This window comes from Novosphingobium mangrovi, from assembly GCF_022818885.1.
In the GTDB taxonomy this organism is placed as follows: Bacteria; Pseudomonadota; Alphaproteobacteria; order Sphingomonadales; family Sphingomonadaceae; genus Novosphingobium; species Novosphingobium mangrovi.
Map to the genome: position 1 here is coordinate 174,253 of NZ_JALHAT010000002.1, position 23,510 is coordinate 197,762.

Sequence of the window (23,510 nt, forward strand, 5' to 3'; positions counted from 1 at the left end):
TCTCCTTATCGCAGCTTCAGCGTGGCAAGGCCCAGGACGGCCAGCACCAGCGAGATGATCCAGAAGCGCACGACGACAGTCGATTCCTTCCAGCCCAACTGTTCGAAATGGTGGTGGATCGGCGCCATGCGGAAGACCCGGCGGCCGGTGCGCTTGAACCAGAAGACCTGGATGATGACCGAGGCCGCTTCCAGAACGAAGAGACCGCCCACGACCGCCAGCACGATCTCGTGGTGCGCGGCGACCGCGATGCAGCCCAGCGCGCCTCCGAGTGCAAGGCTGCCGGTGTCGCCCATGAACACCGCCGCAGGCGGCGCATTGAACCACAGGAAGGCAAGGCACGCGCCCATGATGCCGGTGCAGAAGATCGCAAGTTCGCCTGCGCCCGGGACGTGCGGAATGCCAAGGTACGTCGCAAAGTCGACACGCCCCGCCAGATAGCAGATGATCGCGAAAGTGCCCGCTGCGACAAACACCGGGAAAGTCGCCAGACCGTCCAGCCCGTCAGTGAGGTTCACCGCATTGCCCGCCCCCACGATCACGAAGGCCGCGAAGACGTAGTAGAGCGGCCCCAGCGGGATGTAGCGCCCGGTCAGGAACGGCACGTAGAGGTTCGTATTCAGCTGGCTGACGATGATGTACGAGGCAAGCCCCGCCACGGCAAATTCCATCAGCAGGCGCACGCGCCCGGGAACGCCGGCCGTGCTGCGCTTGGCGACCTTGTCGTAGTCATCCATGAAGCCGATCGCGCCAAAGCCGATGGTGACCGCGATACAGGCCCAGACGAACGGGTTGGTCACGTCCATGAACAGGACCATCGCCGCGATCAGCGCGGTCAGGATCATCAGGCCGCCCATCGTGGGCGTACCGCGCTTGGCCAGGTGGCTCTGCGGACCGTCCTCGCGGATCGGCTGCCCCTTGCCCTGGCGCACGCGCAGCATGTTGATGAACTTCGGACCGATCAGAAGACCGACAAAGAGCGCAAACAGAAGCGCGCCACCGGCCCGGAAGGTCTGGTAGCGGAAGAGGTTGGCAAGCCCCTGATAATCGAACCAATCTGCGAAAAGATACAGCATGTTGCGGGAGCGACCCTCACCCTTCCTGCTTGTTCAGCTCCGAAACGAGCGAGGCCAGGCCCACTGAATTGGACCCTTTGACGAGAATGGCATCCCCGCTTTCGAGCCCGAAAGCGCGCACACGATCCACAGCCTCCCTCACACTCTGGCAATGCGCGAAGGCGGCCGGTTTGCCAAGCGAGGAGGCGGCGTTTTCCCCCGCATCTGCGCGGGTTTCAAGTTCCCGGACGAGCGGGAGCATTTCATCGCCAACCAGCACCAGATAGTCGACACCCGCCTCGCGGATCGGCTCCTCGAGCGCGGCGTGATAACCCGGCCCGTGTGTGCCCAGTTCCTTCATGGCGCCCAGCACCGCGATGCGCCGCCTGGCGTTGGTGCGCCCGAGCTGCGCGAGCGTCGCGCGCATCGAGGCCGGATTGGCGTTGTAGCTTTCATCGATGAGGAGCGCGGTGCGCGAACCGTCCGCCTTGGCCTCCCCGCCCGAAACCGCGATTTCAAGGCGAGCACCACGTCCGGCAAGGCCGCCCATTTCGGCAAGCGCCACGCCCGCAGCGCCCAAATCTCCGCCCACGGCACGGATGGCAGCCATGACGGCCAGCGAATTCATCACCTGGTGCTCGCCCGGTGCGGCGACGGTGTAGCACACCCGCCGGTCGCCCATGTCTGCGGTCACGAGCGAGCCTCCGCCGATTGCATCGACCGCGTCGAGCAGCCGCACGTCGGCGTTGGCACCCCGGCCAAAGGCGACGACATGTGCCCCGCAGCGCAGCGCCGCCTTGCGCAGGCGCTCGTAATGGGGACTGTCAGCCGGGATCACCGCCGTGCCGCCGCGCTCAAGCCCCTGGAATATCTCCGCCTTGGCGTCGGCAATGGCCTCTTCGGACCCCAGGTTCTCGATGTGGGCGGGCGCGATAGTGGTAATCACCGCGACATGCGGGCGAACCTGGCGCGTCAGCGCGGCAATCTCGCCTTCGTGGTTCATCCCCATCTCGAACACGCCGAAACGAGCCCGGGCGGGCATGCGCGCAAGGCTGAGCGGCACCCCAACATGGTTGTTGTAGCTCTTGACCGAACGGTGCGCATCGCCGCGCGTCGCGCGGTCGAGCCCTTCGAAGATCATCTCCTTGACGCCGGTCTTGCCGACCGACCCAGTCACCCCGATCACCGGCCCGCGCGCACGCTGGCGCGACGCGGCGCCAAGACGCTCCAGCGCCTCGGTGGTGTCCTTGACGAGGATGTGCGGCCCTTCGACCGAACGGTCGACGACGCAGGCCGCCGCCCCCTTGGCGAAGGCCATTTCGACGAAGCGGTGGCCGTCCATGCTCTCGCCCTTCAGAGCAAAGAACAGGTCCCCCGGCTCGACGTCGCGGCTGTCGATCTCGACGCCCGATACCGTGAAAGGACCACTCGCCGTGCCGCGCAAGGCGCGTTCGAGCGTCGCGGCGTCCCAGAGGCCCTGCCCCTGCTCTTCCGCTTCGGGTGCGGGCCAATCGAGAATGCGTGCCAGTGCCGTCATGCGTCACCTCCCTTCGCCAGCGCGCCTGCCATCTCGCGCGCCACGTCCACGTCGTCGAAGGGCAGCACGCGCATGGTCTCGCCGCTGCCAATGATCTGCCCCTGCTCGTGCCCCTTGCCCGCGATGAGAACGATGTCGCCACCCCTGGCATCGGCAAGGGCAGCACCAATGGCCTCGCGCCGATCGCCGATCTCGCGCGCGCTCGCACTTGCACCGTCAAGCACCATGGCGCGGATCGCGGCCGGATCCTCGCCGCGCGGGTTGTCGTCGGTGACGATGGCGATGTCGGCCAGCTCGCTGGCCACGCGGCCCATCGGTGCCCGCTTGCCGGTATCGCGGTCGCCCCCGGCTCCGAACACGACGATGAGCCGTCCCGAGACGTGCGGGCGCAGCGCGGCAATTGCCGCCTCCAGTCCGTCGGGCGTGTGGGCGTAGTCGACGTAGACCGGCGCGCCCGAGGGCGTGATCGCGGCGCGTTCAAGACGGCCGCGCACGGTGACGAGCCGCTTCATCGCATCGAACACCCGGTCCGCATCGCCGCCCGTCGCCAAGACCAGCCCTGCCGCAACCAGCGCGTTGGCAGCCTGGTAGGCGCCGATCAGCGGGAGCGGGATCATGCGCGAGACGCCTGCGTACTGGACTTCAAGCTGCTGTCCCAGACCGCCCGGCGTGCGCGCGGCGAGGCGGATATCCTCTCCCTGCTCACCCACGGTGAAGACCTTGAGCCCCCGCGCCCGGGCATGGACGATAGCCCGCTGCGACCAGGCATCGTCGGCCCAGATCACCGCCATCCCCTCGTTCGCGACCACTTCGTCGAACAGGCGCATCTTGGCCGCGAAGTACTCTTCCATGGTCGCGTGGTAATCGAGGTGGTCGCGGCTGAGATTGGTAAAGGCCCCCGCCGCCACGCGCGGCCCCTCGATACGGTATTGCGAAAGACCGTGGCTGGAGGCTTCGTAGGCGACATGGCTCACGCCCTCGCGGGCGAGCCCCGCCAGATTGCCAAGGAAGGTCACCACGTCCGGCGTGGTCAGCCCGGTCGAAACGCGCGCATCACCGGTGGTCACACCCAGCGTGCCGATGGAGGCAGCCCGCTCCCCCACCATGTTCCAGATCTGGCGCGTAAGCTCGACGGTCGAGGTCTTGCCGTTGGTCCCGGTTACAGCGACCAGCGTTTCGGGCACAGGGCGATAGAACGGCGCGGCCAGCTGGGCGAAAAGGCGGCGCGGCTCGGCATCGACGAAGGACGCTGCGCCCGAGATGGGCGCCTCGCTTGCCGAGACGATGGCAACCGCGCCCGACGCGATGGCGTCCGCGATGTAGTCCTCGCCGTTGAAGCGCGCGCCCTTGAAGGCGCCGAAGACGGTGCCGGGCGCGACCTTCCTGTGGTCGATGGCGAAGCCGGTCACCTCTGCATCGGGACCGGGAAGCGCAAGGCCGGCGGTGGCGCAGAGGGCGGAGAGTTTCATTCTTCGGCTTCGCTCACTTCATGGGGGATCAGAGGCTTGAGGTCCGAGATGTCGATATCGCGGGTCTCGTCGGGCATGATGCCCAGGAGCGGCCCGATGCGTGGAACCACGCGCGCCACAACCGGCGCCGCGTTCCAGGCGGCGGTGCGCTGGTAGCTGGTCGCAACCGTACCCTTGGGCTCGTCCATCATGGCTATGACGACATAGCGCGGCTTGTCCATGGGGAAGGCCGCCGCGAACGTGGAAATCAGCGAGTGGTGGCGATAACCGCCATTGCCCGGCTTTTCCGCCGAGCCGGTCTTGCCGCCGATCCGGAAGCCCGGGGCATCGCCCTTGCGGCCCGTACCGTAGAGCACGATCATGCGCAGGAGCTGGCGGATACGAGCCGAGGTTGCGGCGCTGAACACCCGGCGCCCTTCGGGGACCTCGCCCGCGCTCAGCTTGCGCAGCGTCGCCGGGCGCCACATGCCCCCGTTGACGAGGGCGGCGTAGGCGGTGGCCAGATGCAGCGGGGTAACCGCCACGCCGTGTCCGTAGGAGACGGTCATGGTGCGCAGGCGCCGCCACTTGCCGTTGTCCCAGATCGGAAAGCCGCGCGCGGGAAGCTCGATGGCGGGCCGCGTATTCATGCCCAGTGTCTTGAGCTTGGCCTTGAGCCGCTCTCCGCCCAGTTCATCGGCGATCTGGGCCGTCACCACGTTCGAGGAATGGATCAGCGTTTCAGGCACGTTGAGCGAATCGCCCATCGCGTGGCTGTCCTTGATGGTGAAGCGGCCAACGTGAAGCGGGGCTGCGGGCCAGCGGCGCGCCAGGTTCGTGACCGTGCCGGCATCGAGCGCCGCCGCAACGGTGATCGGCTTGAAGGTCGAGCCCAGCTCGTAAACCTGGTTGGTTGCGCGGTTGAAGCCCTTGGGCACCTCGCCCTCTTTGGCCTCTTCAGGCGTCACCACCATGTCGTTGGGCTTCACGTGGTTGGGATCAAAGCCGGGAAGCGAGGCCAGCGCCATGACTTCGCCGGTGTCGACATCGAGGACCACACCAGCTGCGCCCTTGGCCTCGGACAGCGCCATGCCCTTCGCAAGTTCATCCTCAAGCGCGCTCTGGACGCGAAAGTCGATGGAGATGACCGAAGGCGCCGAACGGCCTTCCGGGCTCACCAGCTCCTTGTCGAAGTACTGCTCCATGCCGACCTTGCCGTGGCCGTAGCTGTCGACATAGCCCAGCACGTGCGCGGCGAGCGAGCCTTGCGGGTAGTAACGCGTCGTCTCAAGCGGAAATTCCAGCGCAGGCTCACCCAGTTCGTGGACGCGGTTGGCGTCCTCGGGGAGCAGCGACTTGCGGATATAACCCGCCTTGCCCGACGAAAGCTTTTCGATCACCTCGTCCTGGTCGATGTCGGGAAAGATCCGCGCGAGCCCCGCCGCAATCTCCTTGGGGGAATGGATCAGGGGCTCGCCCTCGGTCATCGCCTTGGGGTTGAACCAGAGCGAATAGACCCGGAAGTCGCGGGCCAGCGGCGCCCCGTTGCGGTCGACGATCTCGCCGCGCTGGGGAGTCAGCAGATCGGCCAGGCGCACCTCGCGCGGCGACGGCCCCGTAGTGCCGAGGTAGGCAATGCGCAGCGCAGCGATCATTCCCACCAGCACAAACGCAACGAGCACCCAGAGGGTGCGCGCCTTGGCCATGAGCAGCGAGCGCTGGCGTTCGTTGACGAGCCCGCGGGAGCCCGTCGAGACCGTGACCGGAACCGTCGACTGAAGAGCCAGCGCGGTCACTGGTTGGGCGCCTCCGCGATTTCGATGCTGGCCAGGCGGCGCGACAGGTCGGCAGCTTCGGCGCGCAGGACCTCGCGGTCACTGTCGCGCGTCTTTGCGGCCGCGGCCTCGCGGCGGCGCTCTTCCTCGGGCATGGCGGCCGCCGTCGCGCCGCTCACCGGATTGACCATGGCGAGCAGCGAGCCGGCCTTCTCCTCGGCGCGCTCGGCCACATCCTCACCCGGGATGTCAGCCGGCTCGGCGTTGGCGAAGCGGATCGGCGCGGGTGCGTCGGGGCCCGGCGCGGCGCCCAGCGCGGCAAGCTGGCGCTCCCCTTCCAGGTACTGGCCCGCCCCCGGCGCCGCGTACCCGAACTCAAGATCGTTGAGCTTCTTCAGCGCCTGCTGGTTCGCGCGCGTCTGGAATTCGGTTTCCAGGAAGTTGATCTGCTGCTGGGTGTACACGATCCGCTTCTCGGCCGCGTAGACTTCGCTTTTCACCGCGTTGACGCGCAAGGTCAGCGCCACGAGCATCGCCGCGCAGATGGCGAGCACCGTGATCCACCCGATGGAGCGAACGCGATCTTGGGTCAGGTTCATGGGTTTTTCCTTGAGGACGAGCGGGTTTCAGCGGAACGGGCGGGCGCGTGGGTACGGATGGCGCTGCGCAGGGTGGAGGAACGGGAGCGGGGGTTGACCTCCAGCTCTTTGGCGCCGGGCTTTACCGGCTTGGCCACTTTCGCAAAGGTCGCCTCGGGGCCGGTATCGACGAGCGGCAGGTGGCGCGAGGTGGAGCGCGCCTGCCCGCTTGCCTCCTTGAGGAAGCGCTTGACGATACGGTCTTCCAGCGAGTGGAAGGTAACCACGGCCAGACGCCCGCCTTCGCGCAGCAACTCCTCGGCAGCGGCCAGCGCGGCCTCGAGCTCGTCGAGTTCGCCGTTCACGTGGATGCGGATCGCCTGGAAGCTGCGCGTCGCAGGATCCTTGGGCGCACCGGGACGGTGGCCCAGCGCCTTGCGGATGACGCGCGCCAGCTCGCCCGTCGTTGTAATCGGGCGCGCAGCGACAATGGCGCGGGCGACACGGCGCGACTGGCGCTCTTCACCGTAGAGGTAGAGCACGTCGGCAATCGCGCTCTCCTCACCCTCGTTCACGAAGTCGGCGGCGGAGTACCCGTCCTGGCTCATGCGCATGTCGAGCGGGCCGTCGCTGGCAAAGGCAAACCCCCGCTCCGCCTGGTCGAGCTGCATCGAGGAGACACCGATGTCGGCCACGATCCCGTCGACAGTTTCGATGCCTGCATCATGCAGGGCATCGACCATTTCGGAGAAGCGGCGGGGATGCAGGACCAGGCGGGGCGGCACGCTGGAAAGTTCGGGCCAGCGTTCAGGGTTCGCATGAACGGCCGCGATCGCATCGGGATCGCGGTCGAAGGCGTGAACGGTCGCACCGGCATCGAGCAGACGACGGGTATAGCCGCCCGCCCCGAAGGTCGCGTCGACGACGACCTGACCCTCAAGCGGCAGCAGCGCGGCTTCGACTTCGTCCAGGAGGACGGGGATGTGGGGAGCCTCGCTCACTTCTTCTTCGCCTTGGCAAGTTCGGCGTCGGCCAGCGAACGGCAGGTGGCGACGATGGTTTCCATCTCGGGATCCTCGGCGAGCGCATAGAGCTCGGCCGGGTTCCAGATGGTGATGAAGCGGCCCACGCCCTGGAAGAAGAGCTGGTCCTCGATGTTGGCAAGACCCGACAGCGCCTCGGGCAGGACGAAACGGCCCGAGCCGTCGAAGGGGACCTGCTGGAACGAGTAGAGCTGCATAGCGCGCTTGTCGCGGTTGAAGGGACGCCCGGCGCGGTCGGCGCGCTCTTCCTCCGCGTCGAGCTGCTTCTCGAAGTCATCCACGCGCGACAAGCCGAAGGCGACGAGGCACTTCCACTCGGGATGTTTGGCTAGGCACATGATGTCCTTGCCGCTCGATTCCCGGACTGTGGGGCGAAGGGTGTTGGGCAGCACGAAGCGCTTCTTGTCGCGTATAAGCGAGAAGCCCTGTCCGCTGTAGATGGTTGGTTGCCCAGCCATGCCGCCCTGTTGATCCCCGTGGGTTTTGCCGCCTCGGAGCATGACCGAGGCCACCCCCGAAGCGCAGGTGCGCGACAGGGTCCGCACCAACCGAACACGGTGCGGCGGGACTCAGGCATTCCGATTGCGATTCCTTCTACCTTGCCCCCTTGGGGGATAAAAGGGAAATTTGGGGAATGACGGGAATTTTCACGAGATCGCGCACCCCAGGAACTTTACCCACATAGTTTCCACAGGCATTATTAAGCTCACGTTATCCAATAATACCATTGAATTTGTGTAATTTTATGTAGTTTCACCAGGTTTGCGAGTGCGAAGACAGCGCCACTTCCCGCCATCCCCGGGCATCCCCATCCCTATCGGAAGACCCTGCGTAAAGACACGGATTGCAGCCATCGTGAACGCACGATCCCGCGATCTCCCCGTTTTGCCCAATGCAGAGGCCGATTGGTGCGATCATGGCATCAAGTCCCGGTTTTCCGTGCTTCAGCAGGTACTTTGCCTCTGGAAACAGGACCGGTGCGCCCACACAGCGAACACATAGGGAGGCAACCGATCCCCGGCCCTCCCCAAAACGATCCAGGCCCATCCCCGCAGATCCCCATAAGGACCCGCACCAAGCCGCAAATGCGCAATACTGCGCGCGAATGAGGTGACCGGAAGCCAGGGACATCTGCGTAGATTTCCGGCCTGTCCCCAATCCTCCCCGAACCGGAACACAGCCCCACGCAGCCCACGCCTGGGCAATCACCCTGAGGGTTAGTCCGGGACGAACGACCGCGCCCTGCCCTGCCGATCCACGCCCGCCCCCGAGAAGGAACCGACGCAGACCGAAAGGCCAACGTATATCTTTAGGTGATTCTCAGGATGCCTGCGCAGCACGAAGGGTCATGCACGCCCCTCCAGAGTCTGGAACGAGGTCTATTCTTCGCGCAGCGGTCCATCGAAAGGCGCCGCACGCGGATCGAGCGGCCCTTCCACATCGCGCGCCGACGTGCCTTCGGCCTCCTTGACCTTGGGCGAAGGTTCGGCCGCGGGCATGACGCCGATATCGGCGAGCGGATCGCTTGCCGGCTTCTTCTCGGGCGCATCGGCCGCGACGACCTCGCGGATGGGGTCTTCCTCATCCGCAAGGCGCGCACGTTCCATGATGATGCTGGCCAGCCCGACGATGAGGAGCATCGCGCACAGGCCAAAGAGCCCCACCTGCAACCGGTGCATCGCCTGCGAGCGCAGCTCGCGCGAGGACGGCTCCGCAAAATGCTGCGGGGTGGTAAGTGGTTCGACGACCTGGGGGGGGAGCTTGGTTGCCATCGCGGCGAAAGGTTACCTCAGCGCACCAGCCACGGAAAGACGGGCAGACCCTTGGTTTCGAGCCACTCGGGGTTGTAAAGTGTGGACAAGTACCGGAAGCCGGTGTCGCACAGGATCGTGACAACCCGCGCATCCTTGCGGCCTTCGGCGACGAGCTTCTGGCCAAGCGCCACCGCGCCGGCCACATTGATGCCCGAGGACAGGCCCAGGCACAGCCCCTCTTCGGCCAGCAGACGACGCACCCACTCGAGGCCTTCCTCGTCCGACATGCGAAACTGGGTGTCGATCGGCGCACCCTCGAGGTTGGCGGTGATGCGGCCCTGACCGATGCCCTCGGCCACCGAAGACCCTTCGGCCTTCAGCTCGCCATTGGCGTAGTAGTTGTAGAGCGCCGCGCCATACGGATCGGTCAGCGCCACGACGATGTTCTCGTCGAAGGCCTTGAGGCCAAGGCCGGTGCCCGCAATCGTGCCGCCAGTGCCCGCCGCACAGGTGAAGCCGTCGATGCGGCCACCCAGCTGCTCCCAGATTTCGGGCGCCGTACTCTCGATGTGGGCCTTGCGGTTGGCGACGTTGTCGAACTGGTTGGCCCAGACCGCCCCTTCGGTTTCCTCGGCAAGACGGCGCGAGGTGTGCACGAAGTGGTTGGGGTCGGCGAACTTGGTGGGCGGAACGAGGACCAGTTCGGCGCCGAGCGCGCGCAGCGTGTCCATCTTTTCCTTGGACTGGTTGTCGGGCATGACGATGACCGACTTGTAGCCACGCGCATTGGCGACCAGCGCGATGCCGATGCCGGTATTGCCCGCCGTACCTTCGATCACCGTACCGCCCGGCTTCAACTCGCCGCGCGCTTCGGCGTCGCGCACGATCCAGAGCGCCGCGCGGTCCTTGACCGAGGCGCCGGGGTTGGCGAATTCGCACTTGCCCCAGATTTCGCAGCCGGCGGCGGCGCTGGGCCCTTTGAGAAGTACGAGCGGGGTATTGCCGATCAGGTCGATCGAGGAAGGCGTGGCGTTTGGTGCTGTCATGGCCGCTGACTTAGGAAGTGTCCCTGCATGTCGCAATCGAATTGCGCTTTAGGCGTAAAAAGCTGGACCGAGGGTTAACGCACAGAGCCTGCCCCCGCGAATATGTGCCTTCCGAACCGAAAAAGGGGCGCAAGGCCGACCGGACATAGTGCCCGGGACCGACCCTTGCGCCCCTTTTTCACAAGCCCGAAGGCCTTGGGATCAATCCTCGGGAGCGATCGTCACCTTGCAGCCTTCGAGCGCCGCGGTGATGGGGATCTGGCAGGAAAGACGCGAGTACTCGTTGCGGTGGTCCGAGCTGTCGAGCAGGTCGTTCTCGTCTTCGCTCATCTCCGGGAGCTTGTCCATGTAGGCCGGATCGACGTGGACATGGCAGGTCGCGCACGAGCAGCAGCCGCCGCACAGCGCCAGGAGTTCATCGAAACCGCTGTCGCGGATGGTTTCCATGAGCGTGCGGCCTTCGCTGGCCTCGACGCTCGATTCCTCGCCCGCGTGATTGACGACGGTGATCTGCGGCATTGTCCTGTGTCCCCTCTTAGTAAACCGGGTTGGTCGGCGGCGCTTCTACACGCCTCTGACAGGAGGTGCTAGAAGCGCCATACGGCTTTGGCAAGCCGAATTGTTAATACTAAATCGCCAGAAGTTCATACTTCAACAAGAGAGAGGCATCATGGCGCTGGGCGCACAACAGATTGAGTATGGGCTCGATACCCTGGCCGGTATCGAGCCGGGTATCGCCCGGGCGCTGGAGGCTTGCGGTTACCCCGAACCACGCCCCCGCCCCACTGGCTACGCAACTCTTCTTCGCACCATCGTGGGCCAGCAGGTCTCGGTCGCGGCGGCAAGTTCGGTCTGGGCCAGGCTCGAATCGCTGCTGGGCCCCGAACTGAAGCCCGAAGACCTCCTCGCGGCCGAATTCGATGCGCTGCGCGGCTGCGGCCTCTCGCGCCAGAAGCAGGGCTATGCACGCTCACTGTGCGAGTTGGTGGTGGCAGGCGAGCTCGATCTTGCAAACCTCCCCGAGGACGACGAGGCCGCCATTGCCGAGCTGATCCGCATCAAAGGCATCGGGCGCTGGTCGGCCGAGATCTACCTGCTGTTCGCCGAAGGACGCCCCGACATCTGGCCTGCGGGCGACCTTGCCGTCCAGGTCGGCATCGGCAAGATCCTGGGCCTTGCCGAAAGGCCGAGCGAGAAGGAGACCCGCAAGCTTGCCGAGGATTGGCGACCGCACCGAGGCGCCGCGGCGATCTTCACCTGGCACTGCTACAACAACGCGGCTCTCTGACACGTGCACTGACACGCGCCAAGCCGCTGAAAGCACAGCGCCTTCTCGCGTCCGGCGCAGGCCCGCCACGACCTGTCGCGCGCCCCTCTCCTCCCTCGTCTCGGACGGGAACCAATTTCCGCCCATTCGCATTCCCGCCGCGATGGCAAATTGCGCAAGGTCAAGGAACGACCCTGCTCCATATGCCATCGCCCAGAGTGAGAGAGAGTGCGCGGCCCGAAACCGGGCGCGTACGGTGGAAACCCGAGGATGCCCGATGCCAGTCTACCAGTTGCGCTTCGCCGAGGACGAAGTGGGCCTTGCCCAGCGGCTTGAGTTCACCGCCGCCGATTCGAGCGAAGCCCTGATCTTCGCACACAAGGAAGCCCAGGATCGCAACGCCGAATTGTGGTTGGACGAAACCCGGCTGTGCACCATTCGCCGGGTGCGCGCGCCCGTATCCGACCGGATCCCAGCGCTGGTGCATGTCCCCGTGCGAGAAAGCGCGCTCGCGGGCTAAGGCGCCTCAGCCTTCCGTTTTCAACGCGTCCAGATAATGGGCGACCGCATCGCGCACATGGCGAAAGCGGTCGCCGCCAAGGTGCTTGCCCCCATACCAGCGGGTCACCACGACCAGATGCCCCTCCAGCCCCGCCGCTTCGAGCTGCTGAAGGATGATCATCCCTGCCCCGCTTTCGCCATCGTCGTTCTTGACCGGACCGTCTGCTCCCAGAAGGCCCCACGAATTGTGCGTGGCCTTGGCGAACTTCTTGGTCTTTTTCAGCCCCTCAAGGAGCCTGCGCGCGCCCTCTGCGTCACTACAGGGCGCACCCGAGACGGCATATTTCGAGCCTCGGTCGGAAATGATCTTGTCAAAAGTGCGCATGCGCGCGCCTTAGCGCCGGCCCCTTCGCGATGCAAAGAGGGCGCAAGGGTCAGACCGAGGCAGGCCGAATCTGTGGCAGAGGCACCGGACGCAGGAAACGGCGCTCCATCCAGCGGCGCAGGCGCGGGGACACGCGCTCGGTGCCAAGCGAAAGCATCGCGCAAAGCCCGACCACCAACGCCAGCAGCCCCGCCCAGGCCACCGGACTGCGCCCCGCCTCGATCCCGTGCGAACGCAGCAGCTGGATCAGCGGCCAATGGAACAGGTAGAGCGTGAAGGAAAAGCCCGCGAGCGCATGCGCCGTGCCGCGCAGCCGCAGGATCGGAGCCTCGAGCCACGCCGCGAGCGGGCGCAGCGCAATCACGCAGAAGGCCATGATCGCGCCCATGACGAGGTCCGACAGGACCCAGTAGGACCACTTCAGCGGTTCAGGCCAGAGCCGGGCGGCAAGCGGGTTGAGAAGCGTCATATCGATCTGGAACAATCCCCAGGCACAAAGCCCGCATCCCGCCAGCACCACGGGTGCCAGGCGCAGCGGCAGTCTCTGCGCAGGCTTTGCCGCCGTGAGCGCCACGCCCATCAGCCAGACCGGGAAAAGCAGGAGCAAGGTCGGCCCCGCCAGCAGGCACGCCAGTGCAACCGCCGCGACCCGCGCCCAGCTCCTCAGGAAGAAAGCCAGCGCGAAGATCGCGTAGTACCAGACCTCGTAGCACAGCGACCAGTACGGCGGGTTCCACACCGGCGCAGGCATTCCCGGCCAGGCACTCAGAAACACCAGCGGCGGCAGGATGCGTTCGGCAAAGAGCAGCGGATCATCCGGACTGTTGTCGATACGCACATGCGCGCCCCCGGCCAGAAGGTAGGCCGAAAGCGCCGCGAACAGCAGCGCGGGCACCGCGACCGGCAGGATACGACTGACGCGCGCGATGGTGTAGCGACCAAGGCTGGAGGGACGTGTCGTCACCGAGGTGGCGATGACAAGACCGGACAATACAAAGAAGACGATCACGCAGTAGTGCTGGAGCCGCCCCGAGAACGGATAAGGCCCGGTGTAGAGATGAAGCTGCACGCTGTGCCCCACCACCACCAGGAACGCGGCCAGAAAACGTGCAAAATCCAGCACGACCGACAGGGGCCGGGTCAGGAAGGGGCTGTCCATGGGGCGGAGGAGCGGGCTTGCGGCGGTCGCGGCGCGTGCGCTCAGGCGGCCCCGGCCGCCTTCGCCGCAGCGTCGATGAACTTTGCCATGTCGGCGTCGCGGTCCGACAGGCCGCCACAATCGTGCGTCGTCAGCGCGATCTCCACGGTGTTGTAGACATTCGACCACTCAGGGTGGTGATCGGCCTTGTCCGCGTGCAGCGCGACCCGGGTCATGAAGCCGAAGGCAGCGTTGAAATCGGCGAATTTCAGCGTGCGTTCGATCGCCTTGCCATCGCCGCGCAAGGTCCAGGTGCTGTACGTTTCCAGCAGCGTTTTCAATTCGGTGTCGGAGAGCGGGGTGACAGACATGCGCGATACCTTTCCTCGAATCGCCTGCCGCGTCAGGACGCTTGGCAGATCAGGGCCTTTCCACTAGGGCACGGCGTCATGCAAGACGCCAAGATCGCGATCCGTGACCTTGCCTGCCGCCGCGGCGACAGGGTGCTTTTTCGCGGCCTGTCGCTTGCCCTCAACGCAGGCGAGGCGCTGCAGGTTGCGGGCGGCAACGGAATCGGCAAGTCGAGCCTGCTGCGCATCGTTGCCGGGCTCGCCCCGGCCTTTGCCGGCACGGTGGAGCGCGAAGGCGCCATCGGCCTGGTCGACGAACGTCCCGCGCTCGACACCTCGCACGCGCTCGGCGACGCGCTAGCCTTCTGGGCGCGGATCGATGGCACTTCGGAGAATGCAGCACAGGCGGCCCGCGACCGGCTCGGCCTCGCCGACCTTCTCGACGTTCCCGTGCGCTACTTGTCGACCGGCCAGAAGAAGCGCGCCGCGCTGGCCCGCCTGATCGGCCAGGAGGCCCCGCTCTGGCTTCTGGACGAACCACTCAACGGCCTCGATGTCCACGCGGTCGAACTGACCGAAGCGATCGTTGCCGAGCATTGTGCGGGCGGGGGCATTGCTCTTGTCGCCTCGCACCAGCCCTTTCGGGTCGAGGGGCTCCAGCGCCTTGCCCTGGCGGACTACGCCGCGTGACCGGCCGGGTCTTCGCCCTCCTGAAACGCGACCTTGCGCGCCTGCTGCTAGGTGGGCGCGGTGGCGGCGCGCTGATGCCGGTGCTGTTCTTTCTCTCGGTCGCGATGCTCTATCCCTTCGCGGTCGGCCCCGACGCGCCGCTCCTGGCCCGCACCGGTGGCGGCGTGATCTGGGTGGCCGCGCTTCTCGCCGCGATCCTGCCGCTCGACCGGTTGGTGGAGCCCGACATCGAACAGGGCCAGTTCGACCAGTGGGCCTTGCGCGGAATTTCCGAGGAACTGGTGATCGCGGTGCGCGTGCTCGCCCACTGGTTGAGCTTCGGCCCCCCGCTCATGCTGGCCACCCTGCCAGCCGCAGCCCTGCTCGGGCTTGAGGCCGGGACGCTCGGCATCGTCGAACTGGGGCTGCTCGCCGGCACCCCGGGTCTCGCCGCGCTCGGCGTGACCGTGGCCGCCCTGACCGCAGGCCTGCGCGGCGGCACCGCCCTTGCCGGTCTTCTCGTTATTCCGATGGCTGTCCCCATCCTGATCTTCGGCGCTGGAAGCCTTGCGATCGGCGGGGAAAGCGGTCTTGCCCTGACTGCAGCGGCCAGCCTTGTCCTGCTGGCTATCGCCCCGTTTGCCGGCGGCGCCGCGGTGCGCGCCGCACGCGGCTAAGCGATTCGATCCAAGGGCTAGCGCGCCCCGGTTCCCCGAACTGCCTGACCTACCGTGCGAACGCGGCCTTGCCCCTGAGAGATAAGGTCGCCGAGGGACCATGGGCCTTTGCAAGTATGTCCTCCTTCGCCCCTCAGCCTGAGCATAAAGCTGTGCATAAGCTGTTCGGGTAGTGCGCATAGTCTGTGTGCAAGCTGCAGATATCTTCGGACGAGCACACAATGTGCGCATACCTGTGGATAGACCATGGAACGCATGGGGATACAGGCGGGATAAGCTGTGCCCCACTTACCTGCAGTCCTTGTCGAAAAAATGGCCGGGGCGGGCAAGGCAAGGAGCCGCCCCGGCCAAGGACACAGGATGGGAAAATCGAAGCCCCATGACGCGAGCCGGACGGCTCTGACTTCGTTTCCCGGGGGCTTGACGGATGCATCAAGCCGCGTATCAATAGCTAATGATAATCATTCTCAGCTACAACCCCTAATTTCACATCCTCGCGAAATTTAGCCAAGTCGCTGAGAAATTGTCGTTTTGAACCGCAGCCCGCACACGCGGCCAGAGCCCCGATGGAGAGACTCGCATGTACAAGTATGTCGACCGCCCGCTCAGCACGCTCGATGAAGGCTGCCGCTTTCTCGTCGCTTCCATGCGCGGTTGGGTCACCGCGATTTCCAAGCGCAACTGCCCCGCGCAGATGCTCGCGCCCGCCTTCGCCCGCTGGCGCCTGATCGGGGCGCTTCAGCCCTTCCACCGCCTCATGGTGATCCTCAACCGCGAGGCACTCGACACGCTCCAGTTCTGCCCGGTGGGCTGCAACCACGTCTCCGAACACGAGGCAATCCTGCTCGAACTGGTCACTTCCCTGCGTGAACGTGGAGCCAGCGAGACACGCCAGACGCTCGAACTCGTCGTCGCCGAAGACGCAGTGGGCGACCTGCTCGACACCCTCACCCGCATCGGGGCGGCCATGGCCATCGCAGGGATCTTTCCCAGTGAGGTCGCACCTGTGCGCGGTTCGCGCGATTGAACCTTGAGGAGGGAGACCAAGTGATCCGAGGGCCATCGCCCTCGGGCTCCCCGAACTGTCGGGCGCACCTTGCGCACGTCAGCTTGGCCGAAGGCGGTGGGGGCCGTTCTGCGAGACGAAGGCGCGCTAGCCTGCGCCCCAACCGATCAGCGCCACAATCGCCACGACCTGCAACCCAGCTAGCCCATGCAATTGGCCCACGAACGGTTGCTTGCGGGTCTTGTGTCGGAAATGGCGGCGCGCGGCGTAGGCGCCGGGCGTGCCACCAAGAGCGGCGAGGAGCAGCAGGCGGGCCTCAGGCACGCGCCGCCCTCCGCGCCGGGCCTGGCGCTTGTCCCAACCGAACAGCAGGAACGTCAGCGTGTTGATCGCCGCAAGGGCGCCGACCAGAAAGGCCGGCTCGACAGGGAAAGGCATGATGCGTGCCGCTCAGTCCAGCGGCGCGACGTCGACGGCAAAGTGCATCGTCTGCTCCGAGCTTCCCCGAAACGTCCCATCGAGCGGAGCGACATCGGAATAGTCGCGCCCCATGCCGATGAAGATATGGTCGGCATCGGCCAGCTTGTTGTTGGTCGGATCGAAGCCCACCCAGCCCAGTTCCTCCCCGCACCACAGGTTGACCCAGGCGTGCATGGCATCCGCCCCGACCAATCGCGCCTTGCCCGCAGGCGGGATCGTGCGCAGGTAGCCGCTGACGTAGGCCGCCGGGATACCGCGTGCGCGCGCCGCGATGATCATGACATGGGTAAAATCCTGGCACACGCCATGGCGATTGCGGAAGGCCTCGATCGGTGGCGTGTCGGTGGCCGTTGCCCGCGAATCAAAGCTGAATTCAGTATGGATCGCCTCCATCAGCGTGCGTCCCGCATCCATGACCGGCATCCCCTCGACGAGGTGTTCGCCCGCCCAGACGGCGATCTCGTGCTCGGGCACCGCAATGGGCGAGGCAAAGCTGTAAGAGGCAGGCCCCAGCGCGGAAAGGTCGGGTAGCGACATGGCCTTTTCGCGCAGTTCGACAAGCGCGGGCCCCTTGGCCTCGGCGAAGAAAAAGGGGGCATCCTCCCGCTCGACCTGGAAGCGGCTCTCGATGACCAGGCGATCAATCGGCTCCTGAAGCCCGAAGCGCGCTTCGTTGACGTGGTAACTGCCCTCCCCTTCGGAGATCGCGGCAGGACGGGGATCCACGCTGAGAGAATAGTCGGAAACGCTCTGCCCGGGCCAGGACGCAGGGCGCAGGCGCACGTTGAACTGGGCGAGGCGCACAGGCGCTGCGTAGGACAGCGTGGTCTTGTGGCTGACGGCGTAGCGCATCACAGAAGTCTCGTACGGCGTTCGGCGCCTTCGCGGTCGAACTGGAGAAAATAGCGCTGCGAAATCGCATCGGAAAGCGCGAACAGGCGCCCCTCAAGCGTGCGCAAGCGCGCACGGGTCATGTCCTCGACCAGCGCGGCCTGAAGCTCGCCCTGCAACGCCCGGGCCGAACGCAAGGGAGCTTCGGGCACGTTGTCGTCCCGCACACTCGGCAACGCCTGGAGGTGCGTGGCGATATCGGCAATCTGGAAGGCCAGGGCACGAGGGTTGTCAGGATCGAGCAGCACCAGATCACGCACCGGATCGGGCATCGGTGCGGTGAGGTAACGGGTACGATAGACGATCTGGCTGTCGCACAGGTCAAGGAGGACGCCGCTTGCCACGTCCTCGCTTTCACCCGTGAAGGCGGAAAGATCGTGCGTCATGCGGCAGATGGCCTGCGCGCGCTCGATCCGCTCGCCGATCTTGAGAAAACGCCAGGCCGAGGAGCGCACCATGTTCTCGGCGACAAGGCCCGAGAGCGCACTGAAATGCTCGCCCAGCCAGCGCGCGCTTTCCAGCATGGCCTGCGGACGCGAGACGGTGACAGGTGGCATCGGACGGCTGACGATGCGCCAGAAATCGCGCGCAAAACGCTCGCGCAGGCTCATGCCCACGTCCATGCGGCGTTTCAGGAGCGTCGCCACCGAGCCCGGCAGGTTGGACGAAAGCAAGGCCTGCGCGCAGACATCTTCCAGCTTCTTGCCAACCGAACCTGCATCGGCCGCGCCCCAGTATTCGAGCAGACCGACAAGGCTTGCCGCGACCGCACCGCCCCCGGTTGGCCCGCTTTCCCCTTCCATCGAATTGCCCAGCAGCGAGCGGACAACACGCAGCACCAGTTCGGCACGCTGGTTGTAGCGCCCGAACCAGTAGAGGTTGTCCGCCGCCTGGCTGGCGAGAATACCGCCCCCGCGCGAGATCGGCGGCGAGCCCTGGAGCGTGGTGCGCTGGTGCTGTTCCGCCGCCTTTTCGTCGACCACCCAGACATCGGCGGAGAGATCGCCCGCGCCCATCATCGTGGTCGGCAAGTCGCGGCTGGAGGACAGGCGCGCGAACCCGCCGGGCATGACCGTCCAGCCGCCATCGGCACGGCGCGCGACGAAGGCTCGCAGCGTAAAGGGGCGCGGCACGATTTCGCCGTCGATGATCGCAGGCGCGGTGGAGAGCTGGACGATCTCCTGCCCGCAATAGTCCATGGGACGGCGGCGCAGGGCCTCGGCGAAGAGCGCACGCTCTTCCGGCGTGAGCGAGGCCCCGGCCACCGGATCGCGCCCCGCCAGCCCTTCGACCGGCTGGCCGAAGGCGGGAAGCAGTGCCAGATCGTCGAAACGGCGAGCCACCGTGGCCCCCTCGCTGGCCTGCCCGCACCACCAGGTCGCGATACTGGGGAGAAGCGGTTCCTCGTCCATCAGGAGGCGGCACAGCCGCGGCATGAAAGCGGCAAGGGCTGCCGATTCCAGGACCTCGCTGCCCGGCGCATTCGCCATGCCCACCCCGCCCGAGGTCCAGGCTTCGAACAGGTTGGCAACGCCAATCTGCGAGCGCGCATCGAAGGCCAGCGGATCGAGCAGATCGGTGTTGATCCAGCGCCAGATGCCATCGACCCGCTTGGGTCCCGCGATAGTGCCGACGTAGAGGCGGTTGTCGAGGACGGAGAGGTCGCGTCCCTCGACCAGAGGCAAACCGAGATAGCGGGCAAGGTGCGCCTGTTCGGCGTAAGTCTGGTTGAAGCGGCCCGGGGTCAGCAGCGCGACACGCGGCCGCTCGCGGCCGCAGGCCGCAGCCATACCCTCGCGCATCGCGCCAAAGAAGCCGGCGGTACGACGCACATGGCTTGCCGCAAGCAGATCGCCCGTCGTGCGCGAGAGGGCCAGGCGGTTCTCCAGTGTGTAGCCAATGCCGCTGGCCAGCCGCACCCGGTCCTGGAGGATCCGCCATTGCCCGCGCGGTCCGCGCGCCAGCTCGGCCGAATAGACCTGCAGGAAGCGCCCGCAGGCCGGGGGATGGCCGATCATGCGGCGTACGAAGAAGGGATTTCCGGCGATGACGGCTGCGGGCAGGTGCCCGCCCTTCACCAGCTTCTGCTCGCCGTAGATGTCGGCGGCCAGCTTCTCCAGCATGTCGGCGCGCTGGACCAGGCCACGTTCGAGCTTGGCCCATTCGTCCGCGCCAATGACAAGCGGCATGGCATTGACCGGCCAGGCGCGTTCTTCTTCATCGCCGGTGACGCGAAAGGTCAAACCCAGGTCGGCGGCGTTGCGACTGGTCGCTTCCTGCAATGCAGCGGCGTCATTCTCACCCAGCCGGGCGAGTTCGGCGGCGACCACGCGCCAGCGCTCGCCCACCCAGCTGGGTGCGTCGGTGTAGAGATCGCCGCCCTCGGGCCCTGCGGAATAGCGATCGAGCCATCCCCGCGAGCGTACCGGCCGCCGGGACGAGGGGCTAGTGGACACGCGGCGGACGTCTCAGATCGAGGGCATGGGGAAACTCGCCCGGCAGTTCCTCGGGCGGCGGCGCCATGGGTCCCGGCGAATGGCCGTGCGGTGTGAAGCGCGCCTTGCGCCGCGCCTCGGCCTCGTAGCCGTTGACGGGCACCGTATCATAATTGCGCCCGCCCGGATGGGCGACCTCGTAGACACAGCCACCCAGCGAACGTCCATTCCAGGTGTCGAAGATGTCGAAGGTGAGCGGGGTGTGCGGCTCCAGCAGCGGATGCAGACACTCGGCCGGCCACCACGCCTTGTAGCGCACGCCGCCCACGCCTTCCTCGGGCCCGGTCATCGTCATGGGCACGCGGCGCCCGTTGCAGGTGATGACGTGGCGTCCCTTGACGAGCCCCGTGGCCTTGACCTGCAAACGCTCGGTCGAACTGTCGACATAGCGCACGGTCCCCCCAATCGCGCCGGTCTCGCCCAACACGTTCCAGGGTTCGAGCGCGTGGCTGATTTCCAGGCTCACGCCACCCCCCTCGACTTCGCCGTGGACGGGGAAGCGGAACATGCGCTGCGCCTCGAACCAGGCCGGGTCGAAATGGTAGCCCGCGCGGCCAAGGTCGGCCAGGACGTCGAGGAAATCGTCCCAGACGAAGTGGCCGAGCATGAACTTGTCGTGGAGCTGCGTGCCCCAGCGCACGAGGTCACCCTGCTGCGGCTCCTTCCAGAACCAGGCGGTGAGTGCGCGCAGGAGCAATTGCTGGGCCAGGCTCATCTTGCCGTCTGGCGGCATCTCGAAGCCGCGGAATTCGACCAGGCCGAGGCGCCCCGTGGGGCCATCGGGCGAGAACATCTTGTCGATGCAGATCTCGGTGCGGTGGGTGTTGCCCGTGACATCGACCAGGAGATTGCGGAACAGGCGGTCGACCATCCAGGGCGCAGGCTGCGGCGCGTCGGGTCCGGGCACCTGCGCCAGCGCAATTTCCAGTTCGTACAGCGCATCATGACGCGCCTCGTCGATGCGCGGCGCCTGGCTCGTCGGGCCGATGAACAGCCCGGAGAAGAGGTAGGACAGCGAGGGGTGGCGCTGCCAGTAGAGCACGAAGCTCTTGAGCAGGTCCGGGCGGCGGATGAAGGGGCTGTCGAGCAGGCTCGGCCCGCCCAAGACGATGTGGTTGCCACCGCCTGTGCCGATCGAGCGCCCATCGACCATGAACTTGTCGGCGGTGAGGCCAATCTCCCGCGCGCAGTCATATAGCGTCTCAGTGATGTCGACCGTCTCGCGCCAGGAGGCGCTGGGGTGGATGTTGACCTCGATCACGCCCGGATCAGGGGTAACCTTGAGAACGGTGAGGCGCGGATCGGGCGGTGGGGGATAGCCTTCGATGCGGACGGGAAGCCCCATCTCTTCAGCCACCTGCTCGATCGCGGCGACGAGTTCGAGGTAGTCCTCCAGCCACTCGGTCGGCGGAATGAAGACGGCGAGGTAATCCCCGCGCGGCTCCACCGTCAGCGCGGTGCGCACCGCACCCTCGATGATGTCCTGTTCGACCACCTGCGGGCCGAACTGGGCGGGTTCGGGGACGGTCTCGAAGCGCTGGCTGGCCAGTTCCTCGCGCATCTGGCGGCCGCGCTGGGTCACCTGCGTGCGGATATCGGCCAGAGGTTCACGCGGCTCGGCGGTATCGCGCGGATGGATGTAGGGATACTCGCCAGGTGGCACGTGCGGCAGCGAGCCGAGCGGCAGACGATAGCCCAGCGAGCCATCACCCGGCACGGCGGTCAACACGCCCTTGCGCACGCGCCACAGCTCGCTCTGCCAATGGCGCTGGATCGGGGCGACCTTGGTCTGCCAGCGCTGGATCGGGAGCACGAAGCCGACCGGCTTTTCGAGGCCCCGGCGGTAGGTGCGCTTGAAACGGCGCGCCAGTTCCTCGTCCTCGATGGCCGGGTCCATCGGCGAGGTGTTCACCGGAAGCTCGTCCTCGCGCAGCATCCATACGCCCGAATCCTCGTAGACCGGCTGGACGAACTCGGGCTCGACCCCAAGGTTCGCGGCGGCCTGCTTCAGGACCTTCGCAGCCTGCTGTACGTCGATGGTAGGCACCGGATCGGGATCGCCGCCCTTCTCCAGCGGCCTTTCCCCTGCCAGAAGCGCATCGTCGCGCCAGATCGGCTCACCGTCCTTGCGCCAGTAGATCGAGTAGCCCCAGCGCGGCAGCGTCTCGCCCGGATACCACTTGCCCTGCCCGTGATGGAGGAGCGAGCCGGGCGCGAACTTGTGGCGCAGGAGGCGGATCAACTGGTCGGCGTAGGCCGCCTTGGTCGGGCCGACCGCCTCGCCGTTCCACTCGCCCGCCTCGAAATCGCCGTCGGCGATGAAGGTCGGCTCGCCCCCCATGGTGAGGTTGACGCCGTTCGCAACCAGATCGGCATCGACCTTGTCGCCCAGCGCCAGCATGTTCTCCCAACGCTCGGGCGTGAAAGGCTTGGTAATGCGCACCGCCTCAGCAATGCGGCTGACATCCATCTTGAAATCGAAATCGACTTCGGCGGGCTCGGCCAGCCCCTCAATGGGCGTGGCCGAACGGTAGTGGGGAGTGGCGCACAGGGGGATATGCCCCTCGCCTGCAAACATGCCCGAAGTCGCATCGAGCGCGATCCATCCCGCCCCCGGCACGAAGGCCTCGGCCCAGGCGTGCAGGTCGGTCACGTCCTGAAGCACGCCCTGCGGGCCTTCCTTGGGGATCACGTCGGCGACCAGCTGGATCGAATAACCCGAGACAAAGCGCGCGGCAAAGCCCAGGCGGCGCAGCAGGTGGACGAGCAGCCAGGCCGAGTCGCGGCACGAGCCCCGCCCCGCCTCCAGCGTTTCCTCGGGCGTCATCACGCCCGGCTCCATGCGGATTACGTAATCGATGCGCTGTTCGAGCTGGCGGTTAATCTCGACCAGGAAGTCGACCGTGCGGCCCTCATGGCCTTCGTACTGCTTGACCAGTTCCTCAAAGAGCGGGCCCTGCTCTTCCACGTCGAAATAGGCGGCAAGGTCCGCCTTCATCGCGTCGGTGTACTGGAACGGGTATTCCTCAGCGTCAGGCTCAACGAAGAAATCGAAGGGGTTGATGACCGCCAGTTCGGCAAGGAGATCGACCTCGATCTGGAAATGGTCGACCGGATCGGGGAAGACGATCCGCGCCAGCCAGTTGCCGTGCGGGTCCTGCTGCCAGTTGATGAAATGCTCAGGTGGAGAGATCTTGAGCGAATAGTTCGGCACCTGCGTGCGCGAATGCGGCGCCGGACGAAGCCGGATCACCTGTGGGCCGAGCTTGATCCGCTTGGAGTAGCGGTAGCGAGTGAGGTGGTGCAGTGCCGCTTTTATCATCACGGGTGACTTTGCGCGAAACGCTGCTGCACTGCAACGCTGTTCACTTGGCCTAGAAAGAGTTTTCGTTACAGTGCCCTTTACGTGTACCAT

22 protein-coding genes are annotated in these 23,510 nt (G+C 66.1%); 5 read left to right on the plus strand and 17 right to left on the minus strand.

What is annotated here, in order from left to right; genetic code table 11:
• Window positions 1-5: 5 nt before the first annotated feature.
• From mraY to MTR65_RS02085, 10 genes are all read right to left on the minus strand, one after another.
• Window positions 6-1,076 (minus strand): phospho-N-acetylmuramoyl-pentapeptide-transferase, encoded by a 1,071-nt coding sequence (gene mraY, locus MTR65_RS02040; protein WP_039388133.1) that lies wholly within the window; start codon window positions 1,074-1,076, stop codon window positions 6-8.
• A gap of 16 nt (window positions 1,077-1,092) precedes the next feature.
• The gene (locus MTR65_RS02045) at window positions 1,093-2,592 is read right to left on the minus strand and encodes a UDP-N-acetylmuramoyl-tripeptide--D-alanyl-D-alanine ligase (protein ID WP_243796653.1); all 1,500 of its coding nucleotides are present in this window, start codon (window positions 2,590-2,592) and stop codon (window positions 1,093-1,095) included.
• Window positions 2,589-4,061: a UDP-N-acetylmuramoyl-L-alanyl-D-glutamate--2,6-diaminopimelate ligase gene (locus MTR65_RS02050; protein WP_243796656.1), complete on the minus strand. Its 1,473-nt coding sequence runs from the start codon at window positions 4,059-4,061 to the stop codon at window positions 2,589-2,591. Before MTR65_RS02050 ends, MTR65_RS02045 begins: the two co-directional genes overlap by 4 nt.
• Window positions 4,058-5,836 carry a peptidoglycan D,D-transpeptidase FtsI family protein gene (locus MTR65_RS02055; RefSeq protein WP_243796658.1) on the minus strand — a complete coding sequence of 593 codons (1,779 nt, stop codon included), beginning with the start codon at window positions 5,834-5,836 and terminating at the stop codon, window positions 4,058-4,060. The genes MTR65_RS02050 and MTR65_RS02055 overlap by 4 nt, the downstream gene beginning before the upstream one ends.
• Complete coding sequence (locus tag MTR65_RS02060) at window positions 5,833-6,414, minus strand: hypothetical protein (RefSeq protein WP_243796660.1); 582 nt, start codon at window positions 6,412-6,414, stop codon at window positions 5,833-5,835. The genes MTR65_RS02055 and MTR65_RS02060 overlap by 4 nt, the downstream gene beginning before the upstream one ends.
• A complete protein-coding gene (rsmH, locus tag MTR65_RS02065) occupies window positions 6,411-7,394 on the minus strand; it encodes a 16S rRNA (cytosine(1402)-N(4))-methyltransferase RsmH (RefSeq protein ID WP_243796663.1) in 984 nt (327 codons plus the stop codon). Before rsmH ends, MTR65_RS02060 begins: the two co-directional genes overlap by 4 nt.
• Window positions 7,391-7,894: a division/cell wall cluster transcriptional repressor MraZ gene (locus MTR65_RS02070; protein ID WP_226633231.1), complete on the minus strand. Its 504-nt coding sequence runs from the start codon at window positions 7,892-7,894 to the stop codon at window positions 7,391-7,393. The genes rsmH and MTR65_RS02070 overlap by 4 nt, the downstream gene beginning before the upstream one ends.
• Before the next feature lie 921 nt (window positions 7,895-8,815).
• A complete protein-coding gene (locus MTR65_RS02075) occupies window positions 8,816-9,208 on the minus strand; it encodes a hypothetical protein (protein WP_243796666.1) in 393 nt (130 codons plus the stop codon).
• Between the two features lie 17 nt (window positions 9,209-9,225).
• On the minus strand, window positions 9,226-10,236 hold the full coding sequence (locus tag MTR65_RS02080) for a cysteine synthase A (protein WP_243796668.1): 1,011 nt from the start codon (window positions 10,234-10,236) through the stop codon (window positions 9,226-9,228).
• 201 nt (window positions 10,237-10,437) lie between these two features.
• Window positions 10,438-10,755: a 2Fe-2S iron-sulfur cluster-binding protein gene (locus MTR65_RS02085; protein WP_148628208.1), complete on the minus strand. Its 318-nt coding sequence runs from the start codon at window positions 10,753-10,755 to the stop codon at window positions 10,438-10,440.
• 151 nt (window positions 10,756-10,906) lie between these two features.
• Between MTR65_RS02085 and MTR65_RS02090 the strand changes: the two genes are divergently transcribed.
• Together MTR65_RS02090 and MTR65_RS02095 are read left to right on the plus strand one after the other, a co-directional pair.
• Window positions 10,907-11,524 carry a DNA-3-methyladenine glycosylase family protein gene (locus MTR65_RS02090; protein WP_243796670.1) on the plus strand — a complete coding sequence of 206 codons (618 nt, stop codon included), beginning with the start codon at window positions 10,907-10,909 and terminating at the stop codon, window positions 11,522-11,524.
• Window positions 11,525-11,780: 256 nt separating this feature from the next.
• On the plus strand, window positions 11,781-12,023 hold the full coding sequence (locus tag MTR65_RS02095; protein ID WP_243796673.1) for a hypothetical protein: 243 nt from the start codon (window positions 11,781-11,783) through the stop codon (window positions 12,021-12,023).
• Window positions 12,024-12,029: 6 nt separating this feature from the next.
• Here MTR65_RS02095 and MTR65_RS02100 read toward each other — a convergent pair whose 3' ends face one another.
• Genes MTR65_RS02100 through MTR65_RS02110 form a run of 3 tightly spaced genes read right to left on the minus strand, consistent with a single transcriptional unit; the run spans window position 12,030 to window position 13,898 of the window.
• On the minus strand, window positions 12,030-12,389 hold the full coding sequence (locus tag MTR65_RS02100) for a YigZ family protein (RefSeq protein ID WP_243796676.1): 360 nt from the start codon (window positions 12,387-12,389) through the stop codon (window positions 12,030-12,032).
• Window positions 12,390-12,438: 49 nt separating this feature from the next.
• The gene (locus tag MTR65_RS02105) at window positions 12,439-13,548 is read right to left on the minus strand and encodes an acyltransferase family protein (protein WP_243796677.1); all 1,110 of its coding nucleotides are present in this window, start codon (window positions 13,546-13,548) and stop codon (window positions 12,439-12,441) included.
• Window positions 13,549-13,589: 41 nt separating this feature from the next.
• Window positions 13,590-13,898 carry a 4a-hydroxytetrahydrobiopterin dehydratase gene (locus MTR65_RS02110; protein ID WP_243796678.1) on the minus strand — a complete coding sequence of 103 codons (309 nt, stop codon included), beginning with the start codon at window positions 13,896-13,898 and terminating at the stop codon, window positions 13,590-13,592.
• A gap of 78 nt (window positions 13,899-13,976) precedes the next feature.
• Between MTR65_RS02110 and ccmA the strand changes: the two genes are divergently transcribed.
• The 3 genes from ccmA to MTR65_RS02125 all read left to right on the plus strand — a co-directional run bounded on the left by ccmA (window position 13,977) and on the right by MTR65_RS02125 (window position 16,250).
• Window positions 13,977-14,567, plus strand: coding sequence for a heme ABC exporter ATP-binding protein CcmA (gene ccmA / locus MTR65_RS02115; protein ID WP_243796679.1), 591 nt, complete (start codon window positions 13,977-13,979; stop codon window positions 14,565-14,567).
• Entirely contained in the window at window positions 14,564-15,223 is a 660-nt protein-coding gene (locus MTR65_RS02120) for a heme exporter protein CcmB (RefSeq protein ID WP_039388154.1), read from the plus strand. The genes ccmA and MTR65_RS02120 overlap by 4 nt, the downstream gene beginning before the upstream one ends.
• 580 nt (window positions 15,224-15,803) lie before the next feature.
• Entirely contained in the window at window positions 15,804-16,250 is a 447-nt protein-coding gene (locus tag MTR65_RS02125; protein WP_243796680.1) for a hypothetical protein, read from the plus strand.
• 126 nt (window positions 16,251-16,376) lie between these two features.
• Here MTR65_RS02125 and MTR65_RS02130 read toward each other — a convergent pair whose 3' ends face one another.
• Genes MTR65_RS02130 through MTR65_RS02145 form a run of 4 tightly spaced genes read right to left on the minus strand, consistent with a single transcriptional unit; the run spans window position 16,377 to window position 23,417 of the window.
• Window positions 16,377-16,667 (minus strand): DUF1294 domain-containing protein, encoded by a 291-nt coding sequence (locus MTR65_RS02130; protein WP_243796683.1) that lies wholly within the window; start codon window positions 16,665-16,667, stop codon window positions 16,377-16,379.
• A 12-nt stretch (window positions 16,668-16,679) separates the two neighbouring features.
• Window positions 16,680-17,561, minus strand: a complete 882-nt coding sequence (locus tag MTR65_RS02135) for a transglutaminase family protein (protein ID WP_243796684.1) — start codon at window positions 17,559-17,561, stop codon at window positions 16,680-16,682.
• Window positions 17,561-20,056, minus strand: a complete 2,496-nt coding sequence (locus tag MTR65_RS02140) for a circularly permuted type 2 ATP-grasp protein (protein WP_243796685.1) — start codon at window positions 20,054-20,056, stop codon at window positions 17,561-17,563. Before MTR65_RS02140 ends, MTR65_RS02135 begins: the two co-directional genes overlap by 1 nt.
• Complete coding sequence (locus MTR65_RS02145; RefSeq protein WP_243796686.1) at window positions 20,046-23,417, minus strand: transglutaminase family protein; 3,372 nt, start codon at window positions 23,415-23,417, stop codon at window positions 20,046-20,048. The genes MTR65_RS02140 and MTR65_RS02145 overlap by 11 nt, the downstream gene beginning before the upstream one ends.
• Window positions 23,418-23,510: the final 93 nt, after the last annotated feature.